Origin of the sequence: Bradyrhizobium sp. BR13661 (assembly GCF_029892425.1) — a bacterium.
Taxonomy (GTDB): domain Bacteria; phylum Pseudomonadota; class Alphaproteobacteria; order Rhizobiales; family Xanthobacteraceae; genus Bradyrhizobium.
The window spans coordinates 156,370-180,147 of record NZ_JARXWB010000001.1 but is presented as its reverse complement, the minus strand read 5'-3'; the positions used below and the strand labels follow the sequence as shown (position 1 = coordinate 180,147).

The following is a 23,778-nucleotide window of genomic DNA, read 5'->3' as shown; positions in this document are numbered from 1 at the left end:
GCGGAAAAAAACTGCAAGAAAAATCCGGCAGATCGTGTCAAGGAGGGTCACCAAAAGCGGAACCTTATGAGGCACTTCGAATGACCGTGGGTACACTGGCCGTCCTGATCAACAGCACGCAGCAGAACTGGCTGCCGGAGCGCTGGAAGGCCCGGTTCGACACGGTCTGCGGTGGCCGGCGCGTGGTGCTGCTGCCGGATGCCTCCCTCGATCCGGCCGAGGTGCACTATGCCGCGGTGTGGAAGCCGATACCCGGCGACCTCGGCTCCTTCCCCAATCTGCGGGCGATCTTCAATCTCGGCGCCGGCGTCGATGCGCTGATGGCCGACAAGAGCCTGCCCAACGTGCCGCTGGTCCGCGTCGCCGTCCCTGACCTGACCAACCGCATGACCGAATATGTCGTGCTGCACGTGCTGATGCACCATCGCCAGGAGCTGTACTTGCGCGACTCGCAGCGCGCCAAGCGCTGGGCGCCGCTGTATCAGTGGCCGGCGAGCGCAGTCACTGTCGGCGTCATGGGCCTCGGCACCCTCGGTGCCGATGCGGCTGACGTGCTGCGGCGGCTCGGCTTCCGCGTCGCCGGCTGGAGCCGCAGCCCGCGCACGATCGCGGGCGTCGAATGCTTCCACGGCACCGCCGGCATGGATGCGTTCCTCCGCAAGACCGACATCCTGGTGTCGCTGCTGCCGCTGACGCCTGACACGCACGGCATTCTCAACCGCGAGGTCTTCACCAAGCTCAACCGTACCAGCCCGCTCGGCGCGCCGGTGCTGATCAATGCCGGCCGCGGCGGCCTGCAAAATGAAGCCGACATCCTGGCCTGCCTCGACGACGGCACGCTGGGCGCCGCCTCGCTCGACGTTTTCGTCCAGGAACCGCAGCCCGCGGACAGCCGGTTCTGGACCCACCCCAAGGTGGTGCTGACCCCGCACAATGCCGCCGACACCGACGCGGACGCGATCTCGGCCTATGTGGCCGCGCAGATCGCGCGGTTCGAGGCGGGTGGTGCGCTGGAGAACGTGGTGGATCGCGGGCGGGGGTATTAGGGCTCGACAGCTCCGCCCACGCTGTCGTCCTGGCGAAAGCCAGGACCCATTACCCCAAGAGGGAGTTGCGGCGCGAAGTTGGTCACTCCGAGTCTTCGCCAAACAAAATTCGGTGGTTATGGGTCCTGGCTTTCGCCAGGACGACGCTGGGGAGATAGGTCGCCCCACACCTCCGCTGGTGTCGCGACGACAGCCTACGCTTTAGCCCCCACCATCACGTCGATCGCGCTTTTCACGATCGCCTCCAGCTCCTTGCGCGGCACGCGCGCGCGGGAGCGGATGGCGATGGTATGGATGGTGGCGGAGGCGAGTTGCGCCAGTGCGGCGGGATCGGCGCTTTCTGGGAGCTCGCCCTTTTCCTTGGCGCGGCGGAAGCAAAGGGCGAACGCCTTGTCGAGCTCGGTGAGCCCCTCGATCACCATCGCGCGTATCTCGGGATCGCTGACTGCTTCGGAGGCCGCCGTCACCACCGTGAAGCAGCCGCGCGGGCCGGTCTCGCCGGAGAGATAGATGTGCAGCGCGGCGGCATAGATGCGCTCCAGCCGCTGACGCAACGGCATCTCCTGACGAAAGATCTCGACCATCGACGCACGCGCGTCCTCGCGGTAGCGCTGATAGCTCTTTATGTAGAGCTCGCGCTTGTCGCCGAAGGCGCCGTAAAGGCTCGGCCTGTTCATGCCGGTGGCTTCGCTGAGATCGTCGAGCGATGTCGCGGCAAAACCCTGCTTGCGGAAGAGATCAAGCGCCTTGCCGAGCGCGATCTCGGGCTCGTAGGCGCGTGGTCGGCCACGGCGTTTCGGCTCGCCGCGGCGCCCGGCTTCGCTGGCAGCAGTTGGCGGCTTCGATTTTTGTACCATTTCGAAAATTAATCCTTGACCGGCCCCATATTATGCAAGACAGTACAAAAATCAATCTGGCCAGGTTGAGCGACACTCACAAAGAGCAATTGCCCCAAGGAGGCTCCAGATGGATCTCTATTTCTCGCCGCTCGCCTGCTCCATGGCGACGCGCGTCGCGCTGTATGAAGCCGGCGCCGAAGCGAATTATCTCGAAGTCGATCCGCCGACCAAAAAAGTCCTCAACGACGGCTCCGACTTCCGCGCCGTCAACCCGATCGGCCTGGTGCCGACGCTACGCACCGACGAGGGCGTGGTGCTGACCGAGAACGCGGCGATCCTGCAATATGTCGCGGACCGCTTTCCGCAATCCGGCCTCGGCGCTACGCAGGGCATCGATCGCACGCGGCTGCATCAATGGCTCTGCTTCATCGGCACCGAGCTGCACAAGGGTCTGTTCGTGCCCGTGCTCGACCGCAAGGCGTCGCAGGAAGTGAAGGCCTATGTGCTGGAGAGGAACCTGTCGCGGCTCGACTATCTCGACAATTACCTTGAGGGCCGCGAGTTCCTGCTCGACCATTTCAGCGTGGCCGATGCCTATCTCGTCACGGTCATCAACTGGACCATGGCGACGCCACCGATCGAGCTTTCGAAATGGCCGAACCTGAAGGCCTATTATGAGCGCCTGCGCCAGCGGCCGTCGATCGCGAAGGCGGTCGCGGAAGAGTTCGAGCTGTACAAAGCCGAGCAGGTACGGAAGAAGGCGGCGGCGTAGCGTCAGGTGATCAAGACATCGTCCCGGCCGGTGAGGCCGGGACGAATAGTTTCAGTGGTTCACTCCGCGTAGCCGTACACCGCGGCCGCGTTGTTCGATGACACCAGCCCGCTTTCGACATCGGCCTTGACCGCGGCGCGATCACGCTCCGTCGGCGCGCCGATGCCCGCGCCGCCGGGCGTGTGCACCACCAGGCGGTCGTCCGGCGGCACCTGCTGAAAGCCTTTGCCGCGCAGCTTCTTGCCGGACTTGAGGCCGACATAGCCGGCCTCGCCATTCTTGCCGCCGTCGCGGCCGCGCGGCGGATGATCGATACGATCGAACGCCGCCAGAATGTCGAACGGTGCATCGACGCCGCTGCCGACCTCGATGATCTGGCCGAGGCCGCCGCGGGTGCGCCCTGCCCCGCCGGAGTCAGGACGCAGCTCCTTGCGCCAGAAGATCAAGGGCGTCTGCGTCTCCGCGATCTCGACCGGCGTGCCGCGCACGCCGCTCGGATAGGCCGTCGCCGACAGCCCGTCCTTCGCAAACCGCGCGCCGGTGCCGCCGTTCGAGGTCACCGCCATCGAGAATCCGTAATTGCCGCCGACGCCGGAACGCGTCTGGCCGCGCACGTTGAGATTCCACAGGCATGAAGTGCCTTCGGCGGGCACGCGCTCGGGAATGATCTGGCGCAGGCAGCCGAACACGACGTCGGGCAGCATCTGGCCGACGATGTGGCGCGAAGCGACCGGCGCGGGCTTGGGCGCATTCAGGATCGCGCCCGCGGGTGCCGACACCGTCAGCGGCGACAGCGAGCCGGCATTGTTGGGGATCTGCGAGGCAACGACGCAGCCAAGGCCGAACACGGTATAGGCCGTGGTGTAGGACAAGGGCACGTTGATGCCGAACTTCGAGGCGACCGAGGTGCCGTCGAAATCGACGTGGATGCCACTATCCGAGATCGTCAGCGTCGCGGCCAGCGTCACCGGCGCGTCGTAGCCGTCGACGACCATGGTGTTGCGCCAGCTGCCCTTCGGCAGCTTGGCGATCTCGGCCAGCACCGCTTCGCGCGAGCGGTCGCAGATGTAGTCGCCGAGCTCATCGAGCGTGTCGATGCCGAACTCGGTCATCATCTCGACCAGGCGCTCGCAGCCGACGTCGTTGCAGCCGGCGAGCGAATAGGTGTCGCCTTCGGTGTCAACAGGCAGACGCGTGTTGGTGCGGATCATCGCCATCAGCGTCTCGTTGACGACGCCCTGGTCGATCAGCTTCAGCATCGGGATGTAGAGCCCCTCCATGAACACGTCGGTGGCATCAGGGCCAAAGCCGATGCCGCCGATGTCCATGAGATGGCTGGTGCAGGAGAACAGCGCCACGACCTTGCCATCCTTGAAGCAAGGCGTGGTGACGACGAAGTCATTGAGATGGCCGGTGCCCATCCAGGGATCGTTGGTGATGTAGGCGTCGCCCTGCTTCATCGTCTCCAGCGGAAAGTGGTCGATGAAGTGCTTGACCGATTCCGCCATCGAATTGACGTGACCGGGCGTGCCGGTCACCGCCTGCGCCAGCATCCGTCCCCTGAGGTCGAACACGCCGGCCGAGAGATCGCCGCATTCGCGGACGATCGGGCTGAACGCGGTGCGCAGCAGCACCTGCGCCTGCTCCTCGACCACGGCGATCAGCCGGTGCCACATGATCTGGAGGTCGATCAGGCTCGCGCCCTTTGCCTTGCTCATGATCAGGCTGCCTTCCGTTCCATGACGATGCTGCCGGCACCGTCGATATGGGCGTCAAAACTGGTGGAGACGAAGGTCGAGGTCTCGTCCTCGGCGATCACCGCGGGTCCCGCAATCGTCGCGCCAGGCGCCATGTCCTCGCGGCGATAGAGCGGGATCTCGATGATTTCGCCCGCACGGCCGTCGAAGAACTTTCGGCTGCCTGACGCCTTGCCCGCGGGCTTACGCGTCACAGCGGCGACCGTGGGCGGATTGCGCGCCTCGGTCGTTGCGAGCACCGACCAGCTCAGCACCTCGATCGCAGCACCAGGAATCGGCCGCTCGAACATTGCGGCATAGTCCGCCTCGAACTTCTGGCGCAGGCCCGCAAGATCTGAAGACGTCAGCGGCCGGTTCGGCAGCTCGACGGTGATCTCATGCCCCTGGCCGACATAGCGCATGAAGGCGGCGCGACGCTCGCGCACCGGCGCGCCGGCGGCACCGGGCTCGACGAGTGCGCGCGCCTCGGTTGCCATCTCCTGGAGCAGATCGGAGACCGCGCCCGTGTCGAAATCGTCGAGCCGGACATGACGGCTGCGCACGAGTTCATAGGCAATGGGCGCCGCCAGGAATCCGACCGCCGAGCCGACGCCGGCATTCGACGGCACGATCACGCGCGACACGCCGATCTTCTCGGCGACGCGCGCCGCATGCAGCGGGGCAGCGCCGCCGAAGGCGATCAGCGTGTGCTGGCCGACGATTTCACCGCGCTCGACCGCATGCACGCGCGCCGCGCTCGCCATGTTCTCGCAGACGACCTCGTGCACGGCATAGGCCGCAGTCTCCGCCGACAAGCCCAGCGGCTCGCCGACGCTGCTCAGGAGAGCTTTCTTTGAAAGCTCCGGATCGAGCTTGATCGTGCCGCCCGCAAAGGCGTCGGGATCGATCATGCCGAGCGCGACGTCCGCATCGGTCACCGCAGGACGCTGGCCGCCACGGCCGTAGCAGGCGGGGCCTGGTTCGGACGACGCGCTCTCGGGGCCGACAGTGACCCGCTTCATGGCGTCGACATGGGCGATCGAGCCGCCACCGGCGCCGATCTCAACCATCTCGATCACGGGGATGCGCACCGGCAGGCCGGAGCCCTTGAGGAAGCGCGCGGCGCGATCGACCTCGAACACGCGCGAGGTCTCGGGCTGGAATTTTTCGATCAGGCAGATTTTTGCGGTGGTGCCACCCATGTCGAAGGAGAGCACCTTGCTCTCGCCGAGCCTTGCTGCGATCTGCGCCGAGAAGATCGCGCCGCCCGCAGGGCCGGATTCGACCAGACGAACCGGAAAGCGCCGCGCCGTCTCGATCGAGGTAACGCCGCCACCTGACGTGACAAGATAGATGGCGCCGCGGAACTGCTCGACCTGCAGGGCATCCGCCATGCGCGCGAGATAGCCGTCAATCAGCGGCTGCACATAGGCATTCGCAACCGCCGTCGACGTGCGCTCGTATTCGCGGATTTCGGGACACACGGCCGATGACACAGTCACCGAAATACCCGGCATTTCCTCACTGATGATCGCGGCTGCGCGTCGCTCGTGATCGGGGTTGGCATAGGAATGCAGAAAGGCAATCGCGACGCTCTCGACCTTCAGCTCCCGCAATTTCGGCGCGAGTGCACGCACGGCCGCTTCGTCCAGCGGGAGGCGGATGGCGCCATGGGCGTCGATACGCTCGGGCACGGTGAAGCGCAGGCTACGCGGGGCCAGCGGCTTCGGCTTGTCGATGGTGAGATCATACTGATCGTAGCGGCTTTCGGTGCCGATATCGAGCACGTCGCGAAAGCCTTCGGTCGCGATCAGCGCAGTCTTTGCGCCGCGCCGCTCGATGATGGCGTTGGTCGCAAGCGTGGTGCCGTGAATGAAGACGTCGATGTCGCTGATATGGGCGTGAGCATCGGTCAGAATGAGACGCATGCCATCCAGCACCGCCTGTTCGGGCCGCTGCGGCGTCGTCAGCACCTTGCGGGTTTTGCGCACCTCGCCCACATCAAGCACGATGTCGGTGAACGTGCCGCCAATATCCACGGCAAGCCGTACCTCGGCTCCCTCAAGCATTCCAAATCTCTCCGTGCTGATCGTCAAATCGGAGTCTCATCCGCAGCAATTTTCATACCAGCGACAGCACCGCCGGTGAAGTGCGTAGCACCTATGCGATAGCGGGCGTGCAGTGCGCTCAGAGCAGGAATGCCAGCGCCGCCTCGCAGCGCTCCTCGACCTTCAACGTCAGGAGATCATCGGCGCGGGTGCGGCCAAGATTGACGGCGGCGATCGGGATCTGCCTGACGGCCGCAGCCTGGACGAAGCGGAAGCCGGAATAGACCATCAGCGAGGAGCCGACGATCAGCATCGCGTCGGCCTGCGCGAGATGATCCTGCGCAGTCGCAACCACGTCGCGCGGGACATTCTCGCCAAAAAACACCACATCGGGCTTGAGGATACCGCCGCACGCCTCGCAAGCCGGTACCTTGAACGAGGAGAAATCCGCGTGATCGAGATCGGCGTCGCCGTCGGGTGCGTCGGCCGCATCGAGTGTCAGCCATTCCGCATTGACGCGGCCCAGCGCATCCTGGAATTCGTTGCGCGGCGTCTTCGCCCCGCAGCCCATGCAACGGACCAGGTCGAGCCGGCCATGCAAATCAATCACCTGTTGGTGGCCGGCGGATTGATGCAGCCGGTCGACATTCTGGGTCAGCAGCATTTCGCAGCGACCGTTGGCCTCGAGCCGCGCCAGCGCATGATGCGCATCGTTCGGCTTGGCCTGACCGAACCGCCGCCACCCGATCAGGCTGCGCGCCCAATAACGCTGGCGCGTGTGCTCTTCCGACATGAAGGCCTGGAAATTGACCGGTTGCGTCCGTTTCCAGTTGCCATGGCTGTCGCGATAGTCGGGAATGCCTGAATTGGTGCTGCAGCCGGCCCCGGTCAGCACGAACAGCTTGTCGTGCCGGCCGATGAAATCCTGGAGCGATGGGTTTGTCATGGCGCAGATGTAGTCTGCGCCGTGGCATTTTGCCAGATCGCCCCGCTAGCTCGCCCAATTCTCTCTGAATTCGGGGAAGAGCGTGAGGCCACCGCAGGCGTAGATGGTCTGCCCGGTGATGTAGCTGGCATCATCCGAGGCGAGGAAGGCAAACACGGCCGCCATCTCTTCCGGCGTGCCGACGCGGCCGAGCGGAATGTGGCTGGTGACAAGGTCGCGCTTCCCGGTGTCACCGGTCCAGGCCGCATTGATCGGGGTGTCGATCGCGCCGGGGCCGACCGCATTGACGCGAATGCCGCGGGCGGCAAATTCCAGCGCCAGCGTGCGCGTCAGATTGGCCATGCCGCCCTTGCTGATCGAATAGGCGAGATAGCCGGGCTTTGGAATGCTTTGGTGGACGCTGGAGCAGTTGATGATGCAGCCAGCACCGCCGCGGGCGACGAAATGCGCCAGCGCCTTTTGTGCGCAGAGCACGGCACCGTTGAGGTTCACGTCGATAATGCGGCGATAGGTGTCGACGTCCAGCGCTTCGCTCGGCGATTCCTGCTGGAAGCCCGCATTGTTGACGAGACAGTCGAGGCGATTCCAGCGCGCCAAGACTGTCTCGAACATCGCAGCGACCTCCTGCTCGTTGCTGACGTCGGCCTTGACGATGACATGGTCGAGCTTGCCGTGACCGCGATCGCTCGATCCCGTCCTTGCCAGGGCAAGCGTCTCCTCGGCCTTCCCAGGATGATCGACATAGTTGACGGCGACGGTCGCGCCTTCCTGGGCCAGCCTGACGGCAACGGCGCGGCCGATGCCCTGGGAGGCACCGGTCACCAGTGCATATCGGCCGACAAGGCGTGAAGGAAAGGCGGACGAGAGATCAGTCTTTGGCATGAGCATTCTCCGGATGCCTCATCATGAACGGGACTGGCGTTTGGTTCCATCCCGGCCGATGCATCCCTGGGATTCATTCCGCGCGGCGCACGATCGGCGACGTGAGGATCTGATACAGCATTATCGCGACAAAGGTAGCTGTGCCGATCCCGCCGATCGTGAACGCACCGAATTTCGGCGAGGAGCCGAGCAGGACCGACACGGGACCGCAACATTGGGATCGAATCCCCATTGCGGTGCAGCGATTGATCTTCGTGCGATCCGACAAAAATGTGATTGTTGCTTATACGGTGAACATCACATGATGTGAATCACGCAAGATCAATGCGTTCCGGGATTCACTTCATGACACAGATTGCGATCCAGCCTGCCATTCACCGCCGGCACCAGTCCTGGTACAGGATCCTCTATGTCCAGGTCCTGATCGCGATCGCGTTCGGCGTGCTCATTGGTTATTTCTATCCGGACCTCGGCAAGGCGCTGAAGCCGCTCGGCGACGCTTTCATCGCGCTGATCAAGATGATGATCGCGCCGGTCATCTTCTGCACCGTGGTGCACGGCATCTCCTCGATGGGCGACCTCAAGCGCGTCGGCCGGGTCGGGCTGAAGTCGCTGATCTATTTCGAAACGGTCTCGACCGTGGCGCTCGCCATCGGCCTCCTGGTCGGCGAGATTCTCCAGCCCGGGCACGGCTTCAACATCGATCCCGCGACCATCGATCCGAAATCGGTCGCGACCTATTTGACCAAGGCTCATGAAGACGGCATCGTCGCCCATCTGATGGCGATCATTCCCGACAGCTATGTCGGCGCGATTGCGCGCGGCGACCTTTTGCAGGTGCTGCTGGTCTCGATTCTCTCCGGCTTTGCCATCGCTTTCCTCGGCAAGGCCGGCGAGCCCATTGCGGACGCGATCGACAAGGCCGCAAAAATGTTCTTCGGCATCATCCGCATCATCGTGCGCGTGGCGCCGATCGGTGCCTTCGGCGCGATGGCTTTCACCGTCGGCGCCTATGGCCTCGGCTCTCTGCTCAATCTCGCCGCCCTGATCGGCACGTTCTATCTCACCAGCATCCTGTTCGTGCTGATCGTGCTGGGCTCGATCGCGCGGCTCGCCGGCTTCTCCATCATTCGCTTCATTGCCTATATCAAGGACGAGCTCCTGATCGTGCTCGGCACCTCGTCGTCGGAGACAGTGCTGCCGCAGATGATCCAGAAGATGGAGCATCTCGGCGCCTCGCGCTCGGTAGTCGGCCTCGTCATCCCGACCGGCTACAGCTTCAACCTCGACGGCACCAACATCTATATGACGCTGGCGACGCTGTTCCTGGCGCAGGCGACCAATACGCACCTGACGATCTGGCAGGAGCTCGGCATTCTCGGTATCGCCATGATCACCTCGAAGGGCGCCTCCGGCGTGACCGGCGCGGGCTTCATCACGCTTGCCGCGACGCTGTCGATCGTGCCTGACATTCCGATCCAGTCGATCGCGATCCTGGTCGGCATCGACAAGTTCATGAGCGAATGCCGCGCGCTGACCAATCTGATCGGCAACGGCGTCGCCTGTGTCGTCATCAGCATCTCGGAAGGGGAGCTCGATCGCGAGGCGCTGCACGAGACCATGGCGCATCCGCTGGAGATCGGCGAGGCGCTGGAGCCCGGCGGCAGCACATAAGGCCGCCGCGACGTGAAGATCGGCCGCAAGCTGGCATCATTGCTCCGTCAGCCGGGACGATCGGCCAGATCGAGCCGACGCGTGACCCCGATTGCCTCCAGGAACGCCTCGTCATGGCTGGCGACGAGCAGCGCGCCGTCATAGGCCCGCAGGCCGGCCTCAATCACTTCGATGGATTCGAGATCGAGATGGTTGGTCGGCTCGTCCAGGATCAGCAATGACGGCGGCGTCGCCCCGCCGAGCACGCAGGCGAGCCCCGCGCGAAAGAGCTGACCGCCGCTCAGGCTGCCGACGTCTTGCAAGGCCGCATCGGCGCGAAACATGAAGCGCGCCAGCGCGGCATGGCATTCATTCGCACCTGCCCGCGGATTGAGACGCCTGAAGTTGTCGAGGATCGAGACCACGGGATCGAGCAGGCTGACCTTCTGATCGAACTGCGCGAAGTCAGGCCTGACCTGCAACGCGCCCGAGGCGGGCCGCAGCTCACCGGTAATGAGCCTCAGGAGCGTCGTCTTGCCGGAGCCGTTGGGACCGACGATCGCGACGCGCTCCGGACCGACGATGGAGAGCGACAGATCGCGCAGGATCGGCTGCTCCGGCTGATAACCGGCACTGACGCGATCGAGCCAGACTACCTCCCGCCCCGCCGGCAATTGGGTCGAGGGCAATTTCACGGCGAACGGTTGAAGGATTTCGATGCGCCGGCGCGCGGCGTCGAGCGCATCAATCGCCTCCGCGCGCCGCCGCTCGGCCATCTGCGCGGTCTTGCCGCCGCTGTCCTCGCTGCGATCCCTGCGCGCACCGGCCAGGATTCGCGGCATGTCGCCTTTGGCGCGTTTTGCCCTTCCGCCGCCGTCCTTGCGCGCCTTGCGCTCGGCTGCCTCCTGCGCCTTGTCATCGATCTCCGCGAGATACTTCTCGGCATGCGCGAGATCGTGCCTGACGGCGGCAAGCTCGACGGCCTTCTGCGCGCGATAGCTGCTCCAATTGCCGCCGTAGCGCGTCGCGCCGAGCGAAGTCAGCTCGACGATGGCGTCCATCGTGTCGAGCAGGGCCCGGTCGTGACTGACAACGATTGCGCCGCCGCGCCAGGCAGCAAGCAGATCGATCACGGCATGGCGCCCGTCGCGATCGAGATTGTTGGTGGGCTCGTCCAGCAGCAGGACGTCCGGCTCGTTAAACAGTAACGCGGCGAGACGAACGCGCGTGACCTGCCCGCCGGACAAGCGATCCAATTCCGTATGGGGAGCAACATCGAAGCCGACGCGCGCAAGAGCGGATGCCAGCCGCGTCTCGAGGGTCCAGTCGACCTCATTGACCTGCTCGGCCGAGGCATCGCCGCGTTCGGCCCGGCGCAGCAGCTCCAGCGCATCGCGCACGCCGAAAAGGTCAACGACCGTCGCACCCGCAAGCATCTGCGCGTCCTGACGCAAGAGCCCGACGGTTCCGTTGGCGATCACGCGGCCTGATTGCGGCGCATGCTCGCCCGTGATCGCGGCGAGCAGCGTCGTCTTGCCGACGCCATTGCGGCCGACAAGACCGGCGCGTTCCGCGCCGAAGGTCAGATCGATGTTGTAGAGAAGTAGGCGGCCGTCAGGCGTGGACAGCGACAGGTTCGACAGGATGATCGAAGCAGGCATGGAATTCCCCGTGAGCAATGCGGATGGGCGTTGCGGTCGGGGTAAAATCCATGGCTGCTGATATCCTTGATGGGAGTTGTTAATTAGCCGTGCTGAAGCGAGAGATCAAGCCGCGCCTGACGCAAATGGTGGCTATGCCGCCAGCCTGTCGAACTGAACCTTGCCCGCCTTCATCACCAGCGGAATGTGCTCGCCCTGACCGAGCAGGCAACCAACATCGCGCAACGGGTTGCCGTCGACCACCAGCAGATCCGCGAGCGCTTCGGGCGCGATCCGGCCAAGCTTGCCCTCCATGCCGAGCACCTCGGCCCCGATCAATGTCGCGCTGGCGATGGCCTCGCGCGCGCCCTGGATTTCAGCACGGATGCGGAACTCGTCGCTCTGGAGGCGCTGCGACGGACCGAGCAGATCGCTGCCATAACCCATCTTCACGCCGGCCTTGCGGTAGATCTCGAGCGAGCGCAGGCCAGCATCGCGGACGTCGGCGATCTTGGCGACGCTCTCCGGCGGCAGGCCGTATTGCGCACCCTCATTGGCCAGCGCCTCATAGGTGATCAGGGTCGGCACGACATAGGCGCCCTTCTCGGCCATCAGGCGCGCGGTCGGCTCGTCGACGAGATTGCCGTGCTCGATGGTGCGCACGCCGCAGCGAACCGCGCGCGCGATCGCCGGAGCCGTATAGGCATGGGCGAGCACATAGGTCTGCCGGCCCTGCGCCTCGTCGACGATGGCGCGGATCTCGTCCTCGGAGTAGCCGAAGGCACCGACCGGATCGGTCGGAGAGGCGACGCCGCCGGACGCCATGATCTTGATCTGGTCCGCGCCCATCTGCAGCTCCTCGCGCACCGCCTTGCGCACGCCATCGACGCCGTCGGCAACGCGCGCCAGCGCGCCGACGCGCACACAACAGGGACAGACGGAATCGCTGGTCAGATAGTCCGAGCGGGCTCGACCGTCACCATGTCCGCCGGTCTGGCTGAGCGCGCGGCCGGAGACAAACAGCCGGGGGCCGTCGGTGAGGCCCGTCTCGATGGCCTGCTTCATCGGGTGGCCGGCGCCGCCGGCATCGCGGACGGTCGTGAAGCCTCGCCGCAGCATGCCTTTGAGGATCAACGTCGAACGCAGCGTCACCAGGACGTTCGGCATTTTCGCCTGCGCCGCCAGATTAAGCTCGATCGCGATCGTATGCACATGAAGATCGATCAGCCCGGGCATCAGCGTCTTGCCCTTCAGATCGATGGTTCGATCTGCAGTGGCCTGGATCGGCCGGTCCGAGACCTCCTTGATCAAGGTGCCTTCGACCAGCACATCGTGGCCCATCAGCAACTCCGGCTGAAGCGGATCAAGCAGGGCGGCGTTCTTGAAGAGAGTGCTGGGCATGGAGGTTTCCTCTGTCAGGCAATTGGAAGCAGCGCCGGCAATGCGAGCTGTGCGAACGGAAGGCAGGCGGCCACGTCGGCCTCACCGTACCAGCGCGCTTCGTGGAGCAGATTGAGTGAGCCGAGCGTGCGTCCGCGCCAGCGCACGGGCATGTTGAGCACGCTTTCGCAGCCTAGCGAGGCGATCAGCTCGTGGTCGGGGAACACGGCGCGCAGATCGTCCTGCGTTCGGCCGATATACGCCTCGCCTGAATTAAGCACGGCCTCGGTCCAAGGTCCCGGTGCGAGGCGCTTGCGCCCGCCCGTGGGATACGGGCCGGGCAGGTTGGAATAAAGCCGCGCGGCTTCACCAGTGTCGCCGTCATAAGCCAGGATCGTGAACAGCTTGTGCCCGATCGCCGCCTTCAGGGCCTGGTCCAGCGCCGCAAACAGTGCTTCCGGCTGATCCGTCCTGTCCTGCGCCGCCGCAACGGCGCAGAGCAGCGGATCGGCCGGCAGTCTGTCTCGCCTCATGCCGTTTCGCCCGCCGCGATCTCTTCGAGCGAGCGGCCGCGCGTCGGCACGCCCATCAAGACGACGGTGACTGCCCCGAGCAGCAGCACCGTGGTGGTGACGCCGAACACGCCGGCGAAGCCAAAATTGGGATAGAGATAGCCGACCAGGATCGGCGAGACGATCGCGCCGATCCGGCCGATGGCCGATGCGAGCCCCGCGCCGGTCGTCCTGATCGGCGTCGGAAACACCTCCGCGGTGTAAGCATAGACGCCGGCATAGGTGCCGTTCATGAACAGCGACAGCAGAATGCCCGCGAACATGATGTGCTGGTCGGTCTGCGCGAAGGCAAGACCGAGCGCACTGACGCCACCGAGCACCATATAGGTCGCGATCGTCGCCTGCCGGCCGATGCGCTCGTTGAAATACGCGGCGCTGAAATAGCCGGGAATCTGCGCGCAATAGATCGCGATCGAATAGCCAAAGCTCTTGGTGATGCTCATGCCGTTCTGGACCAACAGACCCGGGATCCAGACGAAGAAGGAATAATAGCTGAAGGTGATCGCAAGCCACATGATCCAGGTCATAATGGTGATACGTGCCTGGCGCGCCGCAAGAAGCGCCGCGAAATTGGCGAGCAGCGTTCCACCGGTGCCGGTGGGCGCCGCGACTTCGACGACCGGCTGCGGCAGGGTGATGCCCTCGCGCGCAAAGCTTGCCTCGATCTTGTCCAGCACGGCCTCGGCTTCCTTCTCCCGGCCGCGGGCCTCTAACCAGCGCGGCGATTCCGGCAGAGCCCGCCGCCACCACAGCAGCATAACGACCGGTACTGCCGTGATGACCAGCACGATGCGCCAGCCATTGTCATACGAGGGCACGATGAAGTAACCGAGCAAGGCCGCGGCCACGAAGCCGAAAGAGAAGAAGCCAGCGAGCGCGCCGGTGAAACTGCCGCGGTAGCGCCGCGCCACGAACTCCGCGAGATAGGGCGCGATGATCGCGCTCTCCGCGCCGGTGCCCATGCCGGCCACGATCCGCGCGACGAAGAAGGCCGGCCAGGTATCTACCATCGCACTGACGATCGACGCTGCGCAGTAAAGCGCCAGGGCCGACATCATCACCGCACGGCGCCCGATCAGGTCACCGAGCGTGCCGGCGAGGAGAGCACCGAACAGGAAGCCGATATAGGTGCTGCTGCCAAGCACGCCGATCTGGACGCTCGACAGATTCCACGCCGTGCGCAGCACCGGCAGGATGAACGCGAGCACCGCCGCATCCATCGCGTCGAACGTGTAGCCGAGCCCGCCCATCAGAAGCAGATGCGTGTGGAAGCGCGCGAACGGAAGGCGCTCGATGCGCGCCGATATCATTGACATGAAAGTCCCCTTCGATCCCCGCGGGCCGGCACCGCTTGTCGTCGGGAGGAAACAATAGACAAAATGACGTTATCGTCATAATTTATAATGATGATCTAATACATCACTATGGTGAATGTTCTTGTCCTTCCGGGCGCTCGACCTCAACCTGCTGAAAGTCTTCGAGGCGTTGATGACCGAGGGCAGCGTCACGCGCGCGGCGAGCGCGCTGACGATGACCCAGCCCGCCGTCAGCAACGCGCTCGCGCGCCTGCGTGCTGCGCTCGGCGATCCCCTGTTCGTGCGGTCTGGCACCGGGATCCGTCCGACCCAGCGCGCCGTCGTTCTCTGGGAGCCGATCGGTGAGGCGCTGGAAAACGTCCGCAGCGCGCTCGACGGGCAGGTGTTCGATCCCGCCCGCGCGCAGACCGAATTCAGCCTGTCGATGTCGGACTACGTCGCTTCGCTGGTGATGCCGAACCTAATGAACCATCTCGGCGACGTCGCACCCAAGGCACGCGTCCATACCGTCCCCAACACGATTTTGGACATTGCCGATCAGCTCGAAGACAACCGGGTCGATTGCGTGCTGAGTGTTTACGTCAACGAAGCACAGCAGCCAACCGCCATTCGTTCGCGCTCACTCTGGACCGTCGATTATGCCTGCTTCATGCGGCGCGACCACCCGCTGGCGGCCCAGAAGCGGCTCAGCACGCGCGCATTTCTGAACGCTCGGCATGTCGACGTGAACTTGGCCGGGAAGCGCGCCCCGACCTATGACCTGTTCCTGGCCTCACGCGGGCTGTCGCGCAACCTGGTCGCGACCGTCAATCATTACAGCGCCGCCTATGAGATCGTGCGTCAGTCCGACCTCATCGCCGTGCTGCCGAGCGATCTGCGCTCCCAGTCACGCCACGCACCGTTCCTGCATGCGGTGCCGCTGCCGCTGCAGGCACCGGCGCGCATCGTCAGCCTGTTCTGGCATCAGCGCAACGACACCGTGCCTGCGCAACGCTGGCTGCGCGAGACGCTCGTGGAAATGTTCGCTGTCTCCGACTGAACGGATCAGCGCTTCAGCGGGCGACCGAGGGATGGAAGCGATCGATGCCGAGATCGCTGATGCGGGTCTGGGTACCACCATTGACGATTAGCTCCGCCATCACGGCGCCGGCGCCGGGGCCGAGCTGGAAACCGTGCAGCGAGAAGCCGAACTGATGAAAGAGCCCCTTGTGGCGCGAACTCGGGCCGAACACGGGAATGTCGTCCTTCATCTTGGCCTCGATACCGGCCCAGGCGCGGACGATGGTGGCACTGCGCATCACCGGGAACAGTTCGAACACGGTGCGCGCGCTGATGGCGAGACTCTTCCAGTCCAGCACCGTTTCGTTGCGATCCTGATAGGGCGTCGCCAGATGGCCGCCGCCGATCAGCACGGTGCCGTTTGAGAATTGCTTGAACGAGAGCTTTCGCCCGCGCAGGATCACCACGGGGTCGATGAAGTGCGGCACGCGCGAAGTGATCATCAACATCGGCGCGACGGTCTCGACCGGCACCGGCTCGCCAAGATCAGCGGCGATCTTCCCGGCCCAGGCGCCGGCGGCGTTGACGAGCACCGGCGCGGCGAAAGTCTCAGTCCCGACATCGACGTGCCAAAGACCGTCACTGTAGCGAATATTGCTGGCCGCCACGCCCTCGCGCACGGTGGCCCCTGACTGCTCGGCTTTGCGCCGGAACGCCGTCGTCGTCTGCGCCGGATTGGCCGCGCCGTCGCGGCGCGAGACCACGCCGCCGGGGCAGGTCTCGGCGACCGCCGGCACAAGCCGCCGCAGCTCGGTCGCGTCGATCAGCTCTTCATGGGTGAACCCTAGCGCATTGAGCTCGGCGACGCGCGCGCGGCAGACCGCGAGTTCCTCCGCGCTCTCGGCGACCAGCACCTGGCCGTGGCTCTCGAAGCTGCAATCGTCGTCGAGAAGGTCCTTGATCTTCTCCCAGATCCCCATGGAGCGGATCGAGAGCGGGATCTCGGGAATGTGCCGCGCGAGCTGACGGACGCCGCCGGCATTAACGCCTGAGGCATGGCGGCCGGCATAGTCCTTCTCGATCAGCACCGGCTTCAAGCCGGCAAGGCACAGATGCAGCGTGGTCGAGCATCCGTGGATGCCGCCGCCAATGACGATCGCATCCACGTTTATCGTCATCCGCGCACCACGGCCTTGACGTCGTCTTCCGTTTTCGGAACGGCAGCAAGCTCTGCGAGCGTGATCGGCTTCACCGGCGCGCGCAGCCGGTAATAACCGATCTCCTGCGGATTCTTGCCGCGCGCCTGCGCCATCAGCTCGGTGACGGTAAGGCCGCATAGCCGGCCCTGGCAGGGGCCCATGCCGGTGCGGCGATAGGCCTTGAGCTGGTTCGGTCCGGTCGCGCCGATCGCAACGGACTCGAGAACGTCCTTCGCGGTCACCTCCTCGCAGCGGCAGACGATGGTGTCGCCGGTGGGAATGCGGAACTGCTGTGACGGGCGGAACAGCGTGTCGAGGAAAACGCGGCCGCGTTCGGCTTTGGCAAGCTCAGAACGGAGCGTCGCCATCGCGGGCAGCTTCGCAGCGGCCGCAGGCGCCAGCGTCTCCACCGCCGCGCGCGCCGCAATGCGACCGCGGACCACGGCGGCATTCGCGCCACCGATGCCGGCGCCGTCGCCGGCGATGGCAATGCCGGCGACCGAGGAATTGCCGTTCGCGTCGAGCACGGGCGACCAGCACAGCTGCAGATCATCCCATTGATGTTTGATATCCGCCGACATGGCGAGGTTGACGTTAGGAACGACTCCCTGATGCAGCAGCAGCAGGTCTGCGGGAATGCTCTCGCGCCTGCCGCCGGCGACGTAGCTGACGCTGGCAAGCTGGCCCTCTCCGGATGCAGAAAGCTCGGTGACGCCCGAGACGACCTGCACCTTGGCCTTGACCTCGCGCATCATCGACAGGCCCTTGGTGAAATAGGGCGAGGTCAGGAAGGCAAGAGCGTGAGGCAGCGCGGCGAAATAATTGCCGCGCTCGGTGGTATCGAGAATGCGGTCGATCCGGCCGCCGAGGCGCAGGATCTGCGCGGCGAGCAGCCAGAGTAGCGGTCCCTGCCCCGCAATGACAGTGCGTCCATCAGGCACCAGCGCCGATGATTTCAACATCGTCTGCGCGGCCCCCGCAGTCATCACGCCCGGCAGCGTCCAGCCGGGAATCGGGAACGGCCGCTCCAATGCACCGGTGGCGAGAATGACGCGCTTGGCCTTGACGAATGCCGAGGCGCCGCCGATGGAAACGGCGATGTCGAGATTGCGATCGAGGCTCCAGACGGTGGCACGATGGATCACCTCGGCACTACTCGCGCGCAGCGACTGCACGAGATCGGCACCGACCCAGTAATCCGCACCGAGCCGATTTCGATCCGTCACCGGCGTGGAGGAGATCGCGCGAAACACCTGACCGCCCGGGCCGATGTTCTCGTCGAGCAACAGCGTCGACAGGCCGGCCTCAGCTGACGTCGCCGCGGCCGCGAGACCAGCGGGCCCGGCGCCGATCACCACGACATCATAATCTTCGCGTTTGGGAGCCACGCTCATCGTCCGATCTCCCGCTTGCCCTTCTGGATCTCGACCTGCATGCCTTCGGCAACAGGCACGAGGCAGCCCTGGCGGTTGCCGACGCCGTCGATGGTGACGAGGCAGTCGAAGCACACGCCCATCATGCAGTAAGGCAGACGCGGCGCGCCGCTGACCGCCGTCGAGCGCCGCGCGTCCTGACCGGATGCCAAGAGTGCAGCGGAAACCGTATCGCCCTGGCGCGCCGCGACGGCAATGCCATCGACGAAGATCTGCACGGGTGGGCGCTTGTCCTGTTCGGATCGTCTAAACATGGGATGCCTCGTGGCTCCTTGATATATCTAATAGCCGCTGTTGTTCGCCGCGCCCGCGCCACCAAAACGGCTCGCCGAGAATGCGCCGACCAACTGCGGCTCGAGCGCGCCCTGCGCGACCATACGCGCGACGTCGAAGGCGTGGTTTGAGGCGAGCGTGACGCCGGAATGGCAGCACGCGACGAAGGCGCCGGGATGCGTCTCCGACTGGTCGTAGATCGGAAAACCGTCCTGCGGCATGACGCGGATGCCGGACCAGCTCCTGACAACGTTGAGCCGCGCGAGATGCGGAAACATGCGCTGCGCGCGATCGGCCATCACGCCGCTGATCGAAGGCTTCAAGGTGCGATCATCCAGCTCGTCTTCCTTGCTGTCGCCGATCATCACGGTGCCCTCGTCGGTCTGGCGGATCGTGGTCAGCGGATGCGGCAGGAACGGCATGGTGCGCTCGGTCACCACGACCTGACCGCGGGTCGGGCCCATCGGCGCTGAGAGGCCCACCATCGGCGCCAGCGTCTGGTTGGCATTGCCGGCGGCGAGCACGATTTTGGCGGCGCGCAGCTCGCCCTTCGGGGTGGTCAGGCGGAATTCGCCGCCGCTCTTGCTGATCGCCGAGACCGGCTGCTCCGGGAAATAGTCGATGCCGAATTCTCTGAAGCCGGTGTGGAACGCACGGAACGTGCGCAGCGAATTAACGTGGCCGTCGAGCGGGCAATAGCTGCCGCCGGACACTTCGGGCCCGATCAGCGGCAGCAACTTCTTCACCTCGGAGGCCGAGAGCATCTCCATCTTGTAGTCGGCCGCGCCAGTCTGGTTGTGCATGCGCTTGACCAGCTCAACACGCTGGCCGAATTCGTCGTCACCGAGCGTCAGATGGAAGCCGCCATTCTGCTGGAGCGCGACATCGAGACCAGTCTGCTGCTTCAGCTCCGAGGCGAGCCGGCTCCAGGCTTCTGACGCCCGCACGGTCCAGACCGTATAAGCGGGCATGCCGAGGCCCTTGCTCTGGACCCAGACCAGCGCAAAGTTCGCGCGCGAAGCGCGCTTGGTGATGTCGCCTTCGTCGAGCACGGCGACGCTCTTGCCGAGCCGGCCGAGGCCCCAGGCAATGGCGGAGCCGAGCAATCCGCCGCCGACGACGGCGACGTCATAATCCTTGGGCATCATTTCTCCTATCGTCCCGTGTCGCCCTTGCCGGCGAGCACGCGGTCGAGCCCGTAGAAGCGGTCGAGCAGAATGAGGGCGGTCATGGTCACAGCGATCACGCAGGCCGAGACCGACGTCACCAGCGGATCGATGTTGTCCTGGATATAAAGGAACATGCGCACCGGCAACGTCTCGGTGCCGGGCGCCGCGAGAAAGACGGTCATGGTCAGATCGTCGAAGGACTGGATGAAAGCGAGCGCCCAGCCGCTGATGACACCAGGAAGGATCAGCGGCAGCGTCACGCGCCGAAACAGCGTCCAACCGCCGGCGCCGAGCGAGACCGCCGCCATCTCGACCGTGCGGTCCATGCCGGTCGCCGCCGCCAGCGTCAACCGCAGCGCGAACGGAAACACGATGATGACATGGGCGATGATCAGCGCGGCAAAGCTGCCCCCGAGACCCGCCGAGGTGAAGAAGCGCAGAAAGGCGATGCCGAGCACCACATGCGGGATCATCAGCGGCGACAGGAACAGCGCCGCCAGCGCGTCCCGGCCACGGAAGCGATAGCGCGCGATCGCGAGCGCCGCAGGGACGGCAAACAGCAGTGCCACGAAGGACGACAGCGCACCGAGCCCGAGGCTGACCCAGAAGGCGTGGATGAATTCGGGATAGTTGCCGATCGCCCTGAACCAGCGCAGCGAGAATCCGTTGGTCGGCAGCGACAGGAAGCCTTCGGGTGTGAAGGCGACGAGGCAGACCACCACGATCGGCGCCACCATGACGATGACGAAGACAGTGTGGAAGATCAGCGCCAGCGGGCCGTTCCGTCTCATCGGAACACCTCCGCATAGCGCCGCTCGATCAGCGCGTTGCTGCCGACGACGATCAGCACCAGCGCGACCAGCAGCAGCGTGGCGACCGCAGCTCCCAGCGGCCAGTTCAGCGTGTTGAGGAATTCGTCATAGGCCAGCGTCGCCGCCACCTTGAGCCTTCGGCCGCCGATGATCGCAGGCGTCGCAAAGGCGCTGGCCGAGAGCGAGAACACGATGATCGCGCCCGACAGGACGCCCGGCATGATCTGCGGCATGATGATGCGGCGGATGATGGTGACCGGGCCGGCGCCGAGCGACATCGCGGCATTCTCGATCTGCGGATCGAGCCGCTGCAGCGCCGCCCACACCGACAGCACCATGAACGGCATCATGACATGCGCGAGCGCGACGACCATGCCGGTTTCGGTAAACATGAAGGGAATGGGGGAGCGGATCGCACCGAGCGACATCAAGAGCTTGTTGACGAGACCGTTGTTGCCGCCGAACAACAGCGCCCAGCCGAGCGTGCGCGCCACCACCGAGATGAGCAGCGGCCCCAAGATGACCAGCAAGAAAAAACTCTTCCAGCGGCCGCTCATGCGGTTGAGGATGTAGGCCTCGGGCGCGCCGAGCAAAGCCGTAAGCAACGTCGTCAGGATCGCAATGCGAAACGTCCGCCAGAACATCTCGGCGTAATAGGGATCAGTCGCGATCTCCCTCCAGTTCTTCAGGATGAAGACCGGCTCGATGCCCTTGTACTGGCCCCAATCGTAGAACGACAGCATCACGGTCATCGCCAACGGAATCAGCAGCACGCCGACGAACAGCATCAAGGCAGGCGCCGTCAGTGCCCAAGGTGCACGCGCGCTGCGCTCCTCGGCGGCCGCACTCATGCGCCAGCCCTCGCGCGCACGCTCATATCCTCGGGCCGCCAGGTGAGGCGAACGGCCTCGTCTTCGCCCGGTTGCGCCGTGCCGTCATTCTGACGGATCACGATCGCAGGGCCGCATTCGCTGTCGCACTGAAACAGCCAGTGATTGCCCTGGAAGATGCGCGTGACGATCTTGGCGCTGAGGCCGGCATCGCCGAAGCCGATGCGTTCGGGGCGGATACTGACCGTCACTGGGCCGTTGAGGCCAGCAGGCGCCGGCGCACTCCACGAACCAGCGACGAGCCGTGCCGGCATCGCGTTCCGATCGATCGCCGCGGCAAAGTCGTTGGTCTTGCCCAAAAACTGCGAGACAAAGGCCGAGGCCGGCCTCTCATAGGTCTCCTGCGGCGTGCCGATCTGCTCGATCTTGCCCTGGCTCATCACCACGATGCGGTCGGACAGCGACATCGCCTCGTTCTGATCGTGGGTGACGAGGATCGTGGTGGTACCGATGGTGCGCTGAATCTGGCGCAGCTCGATCTGCATCTCCTCGCGCAGCTTGGCATCGAGGTTCGACAGCGGCTCGTCGAGCAGCAGCACGCTCGGCTTGATCACCAACGCACGCGCCAGCGCCACGCGCTGCTGCTGGCCGCCGGACATGCGGCGGGGATGGCGCTCCTCGTAGCCGGCAAGGCCCACCATTGCGAGCGCAGCACGAACCCGTTCGGCTCTTTCGGCGCGCGACACATGGCGCATCTCGAGGCCGAAGGCGACGTTCTCGGCCGCCGTCATGTGCGGAAACAGCGCATAGCTCTGGAACACGATGCCGAGCCCGCGCTTGGCCGGATGGATCGCGGTGAGGTCCTTGTCCTCCAGGCGGATCGCGCCGCGCGTGGGATCGAGGAAGCCCGCGATCATCTGCAAGGTCGTGGTCTTGCCGCAGCCGGAGGGCCCAAGGAAGGAGATGAACTCCCCCTTGCCCACCGCAAGACTGAAGTCATCGACCACAGTCTGCGCGCCGAACTGCTTGGCGACCCGATCGAGCTCGAGAAAGGCCATGCCGCTGTCTCCGCTGTGGACGATCAGATCAGCGCTCGACCTCGCGGTTCCAGCGCTTGGTCCATTCCTCGCGCTTCTCGTTGATGGCGGTCCAGTCGGGATTATAGAGCTTGGCTGCGCGCTCGCCGATCGGCGCCATCTTGCCGAGCTCCGGCGGCACGACCAGCGATTTCAGCACCGGGCCGTAGCCGTAGTCCTTCAGCATCACGAGCTGAATCTTGGGATCGAGCAGCATCTTGACGAAGTTTGAGGCCAGCGGCGAAGCATTCGGCTTGGCGATCGGACAGGCCGTCGTCAGCAGCGTTGCCGCGCCTTCCTTGGGGTAGACGAAGTCGACGGGGAAGCCGGTGTTGGCAAAGCTCTGCACGCGGCCGGTGCCCCACACCGCGATCACGGCCTGGCCGGACTGGAACAGCTCGGTCATCTTGCCCGGCGACGGCTCGTAAGCGAGCACGTTCGGATTGATCTCTTCCTTGAAGATCTTGAAGCCCGAATCGACGTTGGACTCGCCGCCGCCATTCATCTTCGACAGCATCACCAGCGCTTCGAGACCATAGGTGTTGTTGATCGGCGGGATCACGAGCTGCTTGGCGTATTTGGTATCCTTCAGATCATTCCACGAGGTCGGCGGCGCCCAGCCTTTCTCGGCGAACACCTTGGTGTTGTACATCAGGCCGGTCGCGACGATGCCGATCGCAACGGCGCGATCGTCCTTGAAGCGCGCGGTGTCGTAGAGATCGGCGGCCGGCAGGCCTTCGAGCTTGCCGCAGAAGCCGAGCTGGATCGCCTGGTACATCGGACCGTCGTCGACGATGGCGACGTCGATCTGCTGGTTGCCCTTCTGCGCCTGCAGCTTGGCCAGCGTATCAGTCGAATTGCCGGCGACGTATTCGACCTTGACGTTGTTCTCCTTCTCGAAGGTCGGGATCACCTCGTCGCGGATGGTCTTCTCGAACGAGCCACCGTAACCGGCGACATAGAGCGTTTTCTGCTGAGCGGAGGCGGCCGACGGGGCGCCGACAAGCGCTGCAATGCTGACCGCTGCGAGAAGGCTGAAAGTCTTCATGTGGTCCGATCTCCAATCTGCCGAAAAAGCGGGCTGTCTTCAGTCCTGATGAAAAAGATCGCAAACCCCGGCTTCCATCGTCCAATGAATAATGGCACCCTCTACATGC

At 64.7% G+C, this 23,778-nt stretch carries 22 protein-coding genes; 4 read left to right on the top strand and 18 right to left on the bottom strand.

Features of this window, described 5'->3' with window-relative positions:
* Positions 1–80: 80 nt before the first annotated feature.
* The gene (locus tag M2427_RS00835) at positions 81–1,046 is read left to right on the top strand and encodes a glyoxylate/hydroxypyruvate reductase A (RefSeq protein ID WP_280704158.1); all 966 of its coding nucleotides are present in this window, start codon (positions 81–83) and stop codon (positions 1,044–1,046) included.
* 194 nt (positions 1,047–1,240) lie between these two features.
* On the opposite strand, the gene M2427_RS00830 is transcribed toward M2427_RS00835, so the two are convergent.
* A complete protein-coding gene (locus M2427_RS00830; RefSeq protein WP_280704157.1) occupies positions 1,241–1,903 on the bottom strand; it encodes a TetR/AcrR family transcriptional regulator in 663 nt (220 codons plus the stop codon).
* Between the two features lie 109 nt (positions 1,904–2,012).
* On the opposite strand from M2427_RS00830, the gene M2427_RS00825 reads away from it, so the two are divergent.
* Positions 2,013–2,657 carry a glutathione binding-like protein gene (locus tag M2427_RS00825; protein WP_280704156.1) on the top strand — a complete coding sequence of 215 codons (645 nt, stop codon included), beginning with the start codon at positions 2,013–2,015 and terminating at the stop codon, positions 2,655–2,657.
* 59 nt (positions 2,658–2,716) lie between these two features.
* Here M2427_RS00825 and M2427_RS00820 read toward each other — a convergent pair whose 3' ends face one another.
* From M2427_RS00820 to M2427_RS00800, 5 genes are all read right to left on the bottom strand, one after another.
* A complete protein-coding gene (locus M2427_RS00820; protein WP_280704155.1) occupies positions 2,717–4,375 on the bottom strand; it encodes a hydantoinase B/oxoprolinase family protein in 1,659 nt (552 codons plus the stop codon).
* Between the two features lie 2 nt (positions 4,376–4,377).
* Positions 4,378–6,462 carry a hydantoinase/oxoprolinase family protein gene (locus M2427_RS00815; protein WP_280704154.1) on the bottom strand — a complete coding sequence of 695 codons (2,085 nt, stop codon included), beginning with the start codon at positions 6,460–6,462 and terminating at the stop codon, positions 4,378–4,380.
* Positions 6,463–6,580: 118 nt separating this feature from the next.
* Positions 6,581–7,387 carry an NAD-dependent protein deacetylase gene (locus M2427_RS00810; protein WP_280704153.1) on the bottom strand — a complete coding sequence of 269 codons (807 nt, stop codon included), beginning with the start codon at positions 7,385–7,387 and terminating at the stop codon, positions 6,581–6,583.
* 45 nt (positions 7,388–7,432) lie between these two features.
* Positions 7,433–8,269 carry an SDR family oxidoreductase gene (locus M2427_RS00805; protein WP_280704152.1) on the bottom strand — a complete coding sequence of 279 codons (837 nt, stop codon included), beginning with the start codon at positions 8,267–8,269 and terminating at the stop codon, positions 7,433–7,435.
* 73 nt (positions 8,270–8,342) lie between these two features.
* Entirely contained in the window at positions 8,343–8,471 is a 129-nt protein-coding gene (locus tag M2427_RS00800) for a hypothetical protein (protein WP_280704708.1), read from the bottom strand.
* A gap of 143 nt (positions 8,472–8,614) precedes the next feature.
* On the opposite strand from M2427_RS00800, the gene M2427_RS00795 reads away from it, so the two are divergent.
* Positions 8,615–9,943 carry a dicarboxylate/amino acid:cation symporter gene (locus M2427_RS00795; RefSeq protein ID WP_280704151.1) on the top strand — a complete coding sequence of 443 codons (1,329 nt, stop codon included), beginning with the start codon at positions 8,615–8,617 and terminating at the stop codon, positions 9,941–9,943.
* 47 nt (positions 9,944–9,990) lie between these two features.
* Here M2427_RS00795 and M2427_RS00790 read toward each other — a convergent pair whose 3' ends face one another.
* The 4 genes from M2427_RS00790 to M2427_RS00775 all read right to left on the bottom strand — a co-directional run bounded on the left by M2427_RS00790 (position 9,991) and on the right by M2427_RS00775 (position 14,830).
* Positions 9,991–11,583, bottom strand: coding sequence for an ABC-F family ATP-binding cassette domain-containing protein (locus M2427_RS00790; RefSeq protein WP_280704150.1), 1,593 nt, complete (start codon positions 11,581–11,583; stop codon positions 9,991–9,993).
* 132 nt (positions 11,584–11,715) lie between these two features.
* Complete coding sequence (locus M2427_RS00785) at positions 11,716–12,963, bottom strand: amidohydrolase family protein (RefSeq protein ID WP_280704149.1); 1,248 nt, start codon at positions 12,961–12,963, stop codon at positions 11,716–11,718.
* A 14-nt stretch (positions 12,964–12,977) separates the two neighbouring features.
* Complete coding sequence (locus M2427_RS00780; protein WP_280704148.1) at positions 12,978–13,475, bottom strand: GAF domain-containing protein; 498 nt, start codon at positions 13,473–13,475, stop codon at positions 12,978–12,980.
* Positions 13,472–14,830 (bottom strand): MFS transporter, encoded by a 1,359-nt coding sequence (locus M2427_RS00775; RefSeq protein ID WP_280704147.1) that lies wholly within the window; start codon positions 14,828–14,830, stop codon positions 13,472–13,474. Before M2427_RS00775 ends, M2427_RS00780 begins: the two co-directional genes overlap by 4 nt.
* A gap of 115 nt (positions 14,831–14,945) precedes the next feature.
* On the opposite strand from M2427_RS00775, the gene M2427_RS00770 reads away from it, so the two are divergent.
* Positions 14,946–15,869 carry a LysR family transcriptional regulator gene (locus M2427_RS00770; RefSeq protein WP_280704146.1) on the top strand — a complete coding sequence of 308 codons (924 nt, stop codon included), beginning with the start codon at positions 14,946–14,948 and terminating at the stop codon, positions 15,867–15,869.
* Positions 15,870–15,882: 13 nt separating this feature from the next.
* On the opposite strand, the gene M2427_RS00765 is transcribed toward M2427_RS00770, so the two are convergent.
* The 8 genes from M2427_RS00765 to M2427_RS00730 are packed head-to-tail and all read right to left on the bottom strand — an operon-like array spanning position 15,883 to position 23,669.
* Positions 15,883–17,007 (bottom strand): FAD-dependent oxidoreductase, encoded by a 1,125-nt coding sequence (locus tag M2427_RS00765; protein WP_280704145.1) that lies wholly within the window; start codon positions 17,005–17,007, stop codon positions 15,883–15,885.
* Positions 17,004–18,422, bottom strand: coding sequence for an FAD-dependent oxidoreductase (locus M2427_RS00760; protein ID WP_280704144.1), 1,419 nt, complete (start codon positions 18,420–18,422; stop codon positions 17,004–17,006). Before M2427_RS00760 ends, M2427_RS00765 begins: the two co-directional genes overlap by 4 nt.
* Entirely contained in the window at positions 18,419–18,715 is a 297-nt protein-coding gene (locus tag M2427_RS00755) for a (2Fe-2S)-binding protein (protein WP_280704142.1), read from the bottom strand. Before M2427_RS00755 ends, M2427_RS00760 begins: the two co-directional genes overlap by 4 nt.
* A gap of 27 nt (positions 18,716–18,742) precedes the next feature.
* A complete protein-coding gene (locus M2427_RS00750) occupies positions 18,743–19,879 on the bottom strand; it encodes an FAD-dependent oxidoreductase (RefSeq protein WP_280704141.1) in 1,137 nt (378 codons plus the stop codon).
* An 8-nt stretch (positions 19,880–19,887) separates the two neighbouring features.
* Positions 19,888–20,694: an ABC transporter permease gene (locus M2427_RS00745; protein WP_280704140.1), complete on the bottom strand. Its 807-nt coding sequence runs from the start codon at positions 20,692–20,694 to the stop codon at positions 19,888–19,890.
* Positions 20,691–21,566 (bottom strand): ABC transporter permease, encoded by an 876-nt coding sequence (locus tag M2427_RS00740; RefSeq protein ID WP_280704139.1) that lies wholly within the window; start codon positions 21,564–21,566, stop codon positions 20,691–20,693. Before M2427_RS00740 ends, M2427_RS00745 begins: the two co-directional genes overlap by 4 nt.
* Positions 21,563–22,603: an ABC transporter ATP-binding protein gene (locus tag M2427_RS00735; RefSeq protein WP_280704138.1), complete on the bottom strand. Its 1,041-nt coding sequence runs from the start codon at positions 22,601–22,603 to the stop codon at positions 21,563–21,565. The genes M2427_RS00740 and M2427_RS00735 overlap by 4 nt, the downstream gene beginning before the upstream one ends.
* A 28-nt stretch (positions 22,604–22,631) precedes the next feature.
* Positions 22,632–23,669, bottom strand: coding sequence for an ABC transporter substrate-binding protein (locus M2427_RS00730; protein WP_280704137.1), 1,038 nt, complete (start codon positions 23,667–23,669; stop codon positions 22,632–22,634).
* Positions 23,670–23,778: the final 109 nt, after the last annotated feature.

Excerpts from the sequence above, each read along its gene's own strand:
- M2427_RS00835 (WP_280704158.1), top strand. The coding sequence starts at position 81 with ATGACCGTGGGTACACTGGCCGTCCTGATCAACAGCACGCAGCAGAAC.
- M2427_RS00830 (WP_280704157.1), bottom strand. The coding sequence starts at position 1,903 with ATGGTACAAAAATCGAAGCCGCCAACTGCTGCCAGCGAAGCCGGGCGC.
- M2427_RS00825 (WP_280704156.1), top strand. The coding sequence starts at position 2,013 with ATGGATCTCTATTTCTCGCCGCTCGCCTGCTCCATGGCGACGCGCGTC.
- M2427_RS00820 (WP_280704155.1), bottom strand. The coding sequence starts at position 4,375 with ATGAGCAAGGCAAAGGGCGCGAGCCTGATCGACCTCCAGATCATGTGG.
- M2427_RS00815 (WP_280704154.1), bottom strand. The coding sequence starts at position 6,462 with ATGCTTGAGGGAGCCGAGGTACGGCTTGCCGTGGATATTGGCGGCACG.
- M2427_RS00810 (WP_280704153.1), bottom strand. The coding sequence starts at position 7,387 with ATGACAAACCCATCGCTCCAGGATTTCATCGGCCGGCACGACAAGCTG.
- M2427_RS00805 (WP_280704152.1), bottom strand. The coding sequence starts at position 8,269 with ATGCCAAAGACTGATCTCTCGTCCGCCTTTCCTTCACGCCTTGTCGGC.
- M2427_RS00795 (WP_280704151.1), top strand. The coding sequence starts at position 8,615 with ATGACACAGATTGCGATCCAGCCTGCCATTCACCGCCGGCACCAGTCC.
- M2427_RS00790 (WP_280704150.1), bottom strand. The coding sequence starts at position 11,583 with ATGCCTGCTTCGATCATCCTGTCGAACCTGTCGCTGTCCACGCCTGAC.
- M2427_RS00785 (WP_280704149.1), bottom strand. The coding sequence starts at position 12,963 with ATGCCCAGCACTCTCTTCAAGAACGCCGCCCTGCTTGATCCGCTTCAG.
- M2427_RS00780 (WP_280704148.1), bottom strand. The coding sequence starts at position 13,475 with ATGAGGCGAGACAGACTGCCGGCCGATCCGCTGCTCTGCGCCGTTGCG.
- M2427_RS00775 (WP_280704147.1), bottom strand. The coding sequence starts at position 14,830 with ATGTCAATGATATCGGCGCGCATCGAGCGCCTTCCGTTCGCGCGCTTC.
- M2427_RS00770 (WP_280704146.1), top strand. The coding sequence starts at position 14,946 with ATGTTCTTGTCCTTCCGGGCGCTCGACCTCAACCTGCTGAAAGTCTTC.
- M2427_RS00765 (WP_280704145.1), bottom strand. The coding sequence starts at position 17,007 with ATGACGATAAACGTGGATGCGATCGTCATTGGCGGCGGCATCCACGGA.
- M2427_RS00760 (WP_280704144.1), bottom strand. The coding sequence starts at position 18,422 with ATGAGCGTGGCTCCCAAACGCGAAGATTATGATGTCGTGGTGATCGGC.
- M2427_RS00755 (WP_280704142.1), bottom strand. The coding sequence starts at position 18,715 with ATGTTTAGACGATCCGAACAGGACAAGCGCCCACCCGTGCAGATCTTC.
- M2427_RS00750 (WP_280704141.1), bottom strand. The coding sequence starts at position 19,879 with ATGCCCAAGGATTATGACGTCGCCGTCGTCGGCGGCGGATTGCTCGGC.
- M2427_RS00745 (WP_280704140.1), bottom strand. The coding sequence starts at position 20,694 with ATGAGACGGAACGGCCCGCTGGCGCTGATCTTCCACACTGTCTTCGTC.
- M2427_RS00740 (WP_280704139.1), bottom strand. The coding sequence starts at position 21,566 with ATGAGTGCGGCCGCCGAGGAGCGCAGCGCGCGTGCACCTTGGGCACTG.
- M2427_RS00735 (WP_280704138.1), bottom strand. The coding sequence starts at position 22,603 with ATGGCCTTTCTCGAGCTCGATCGGGTCGCCAAGCAGTTCGGCGCGCAG.
- M2427_RS00730 (WP_280704137.1), bottom strand. The coding sequence starts at position 23,669 with ATGAAGACTTTCAGCCTTCTCGCAGCGGTCAGCATTGCAGCGCTTGTC.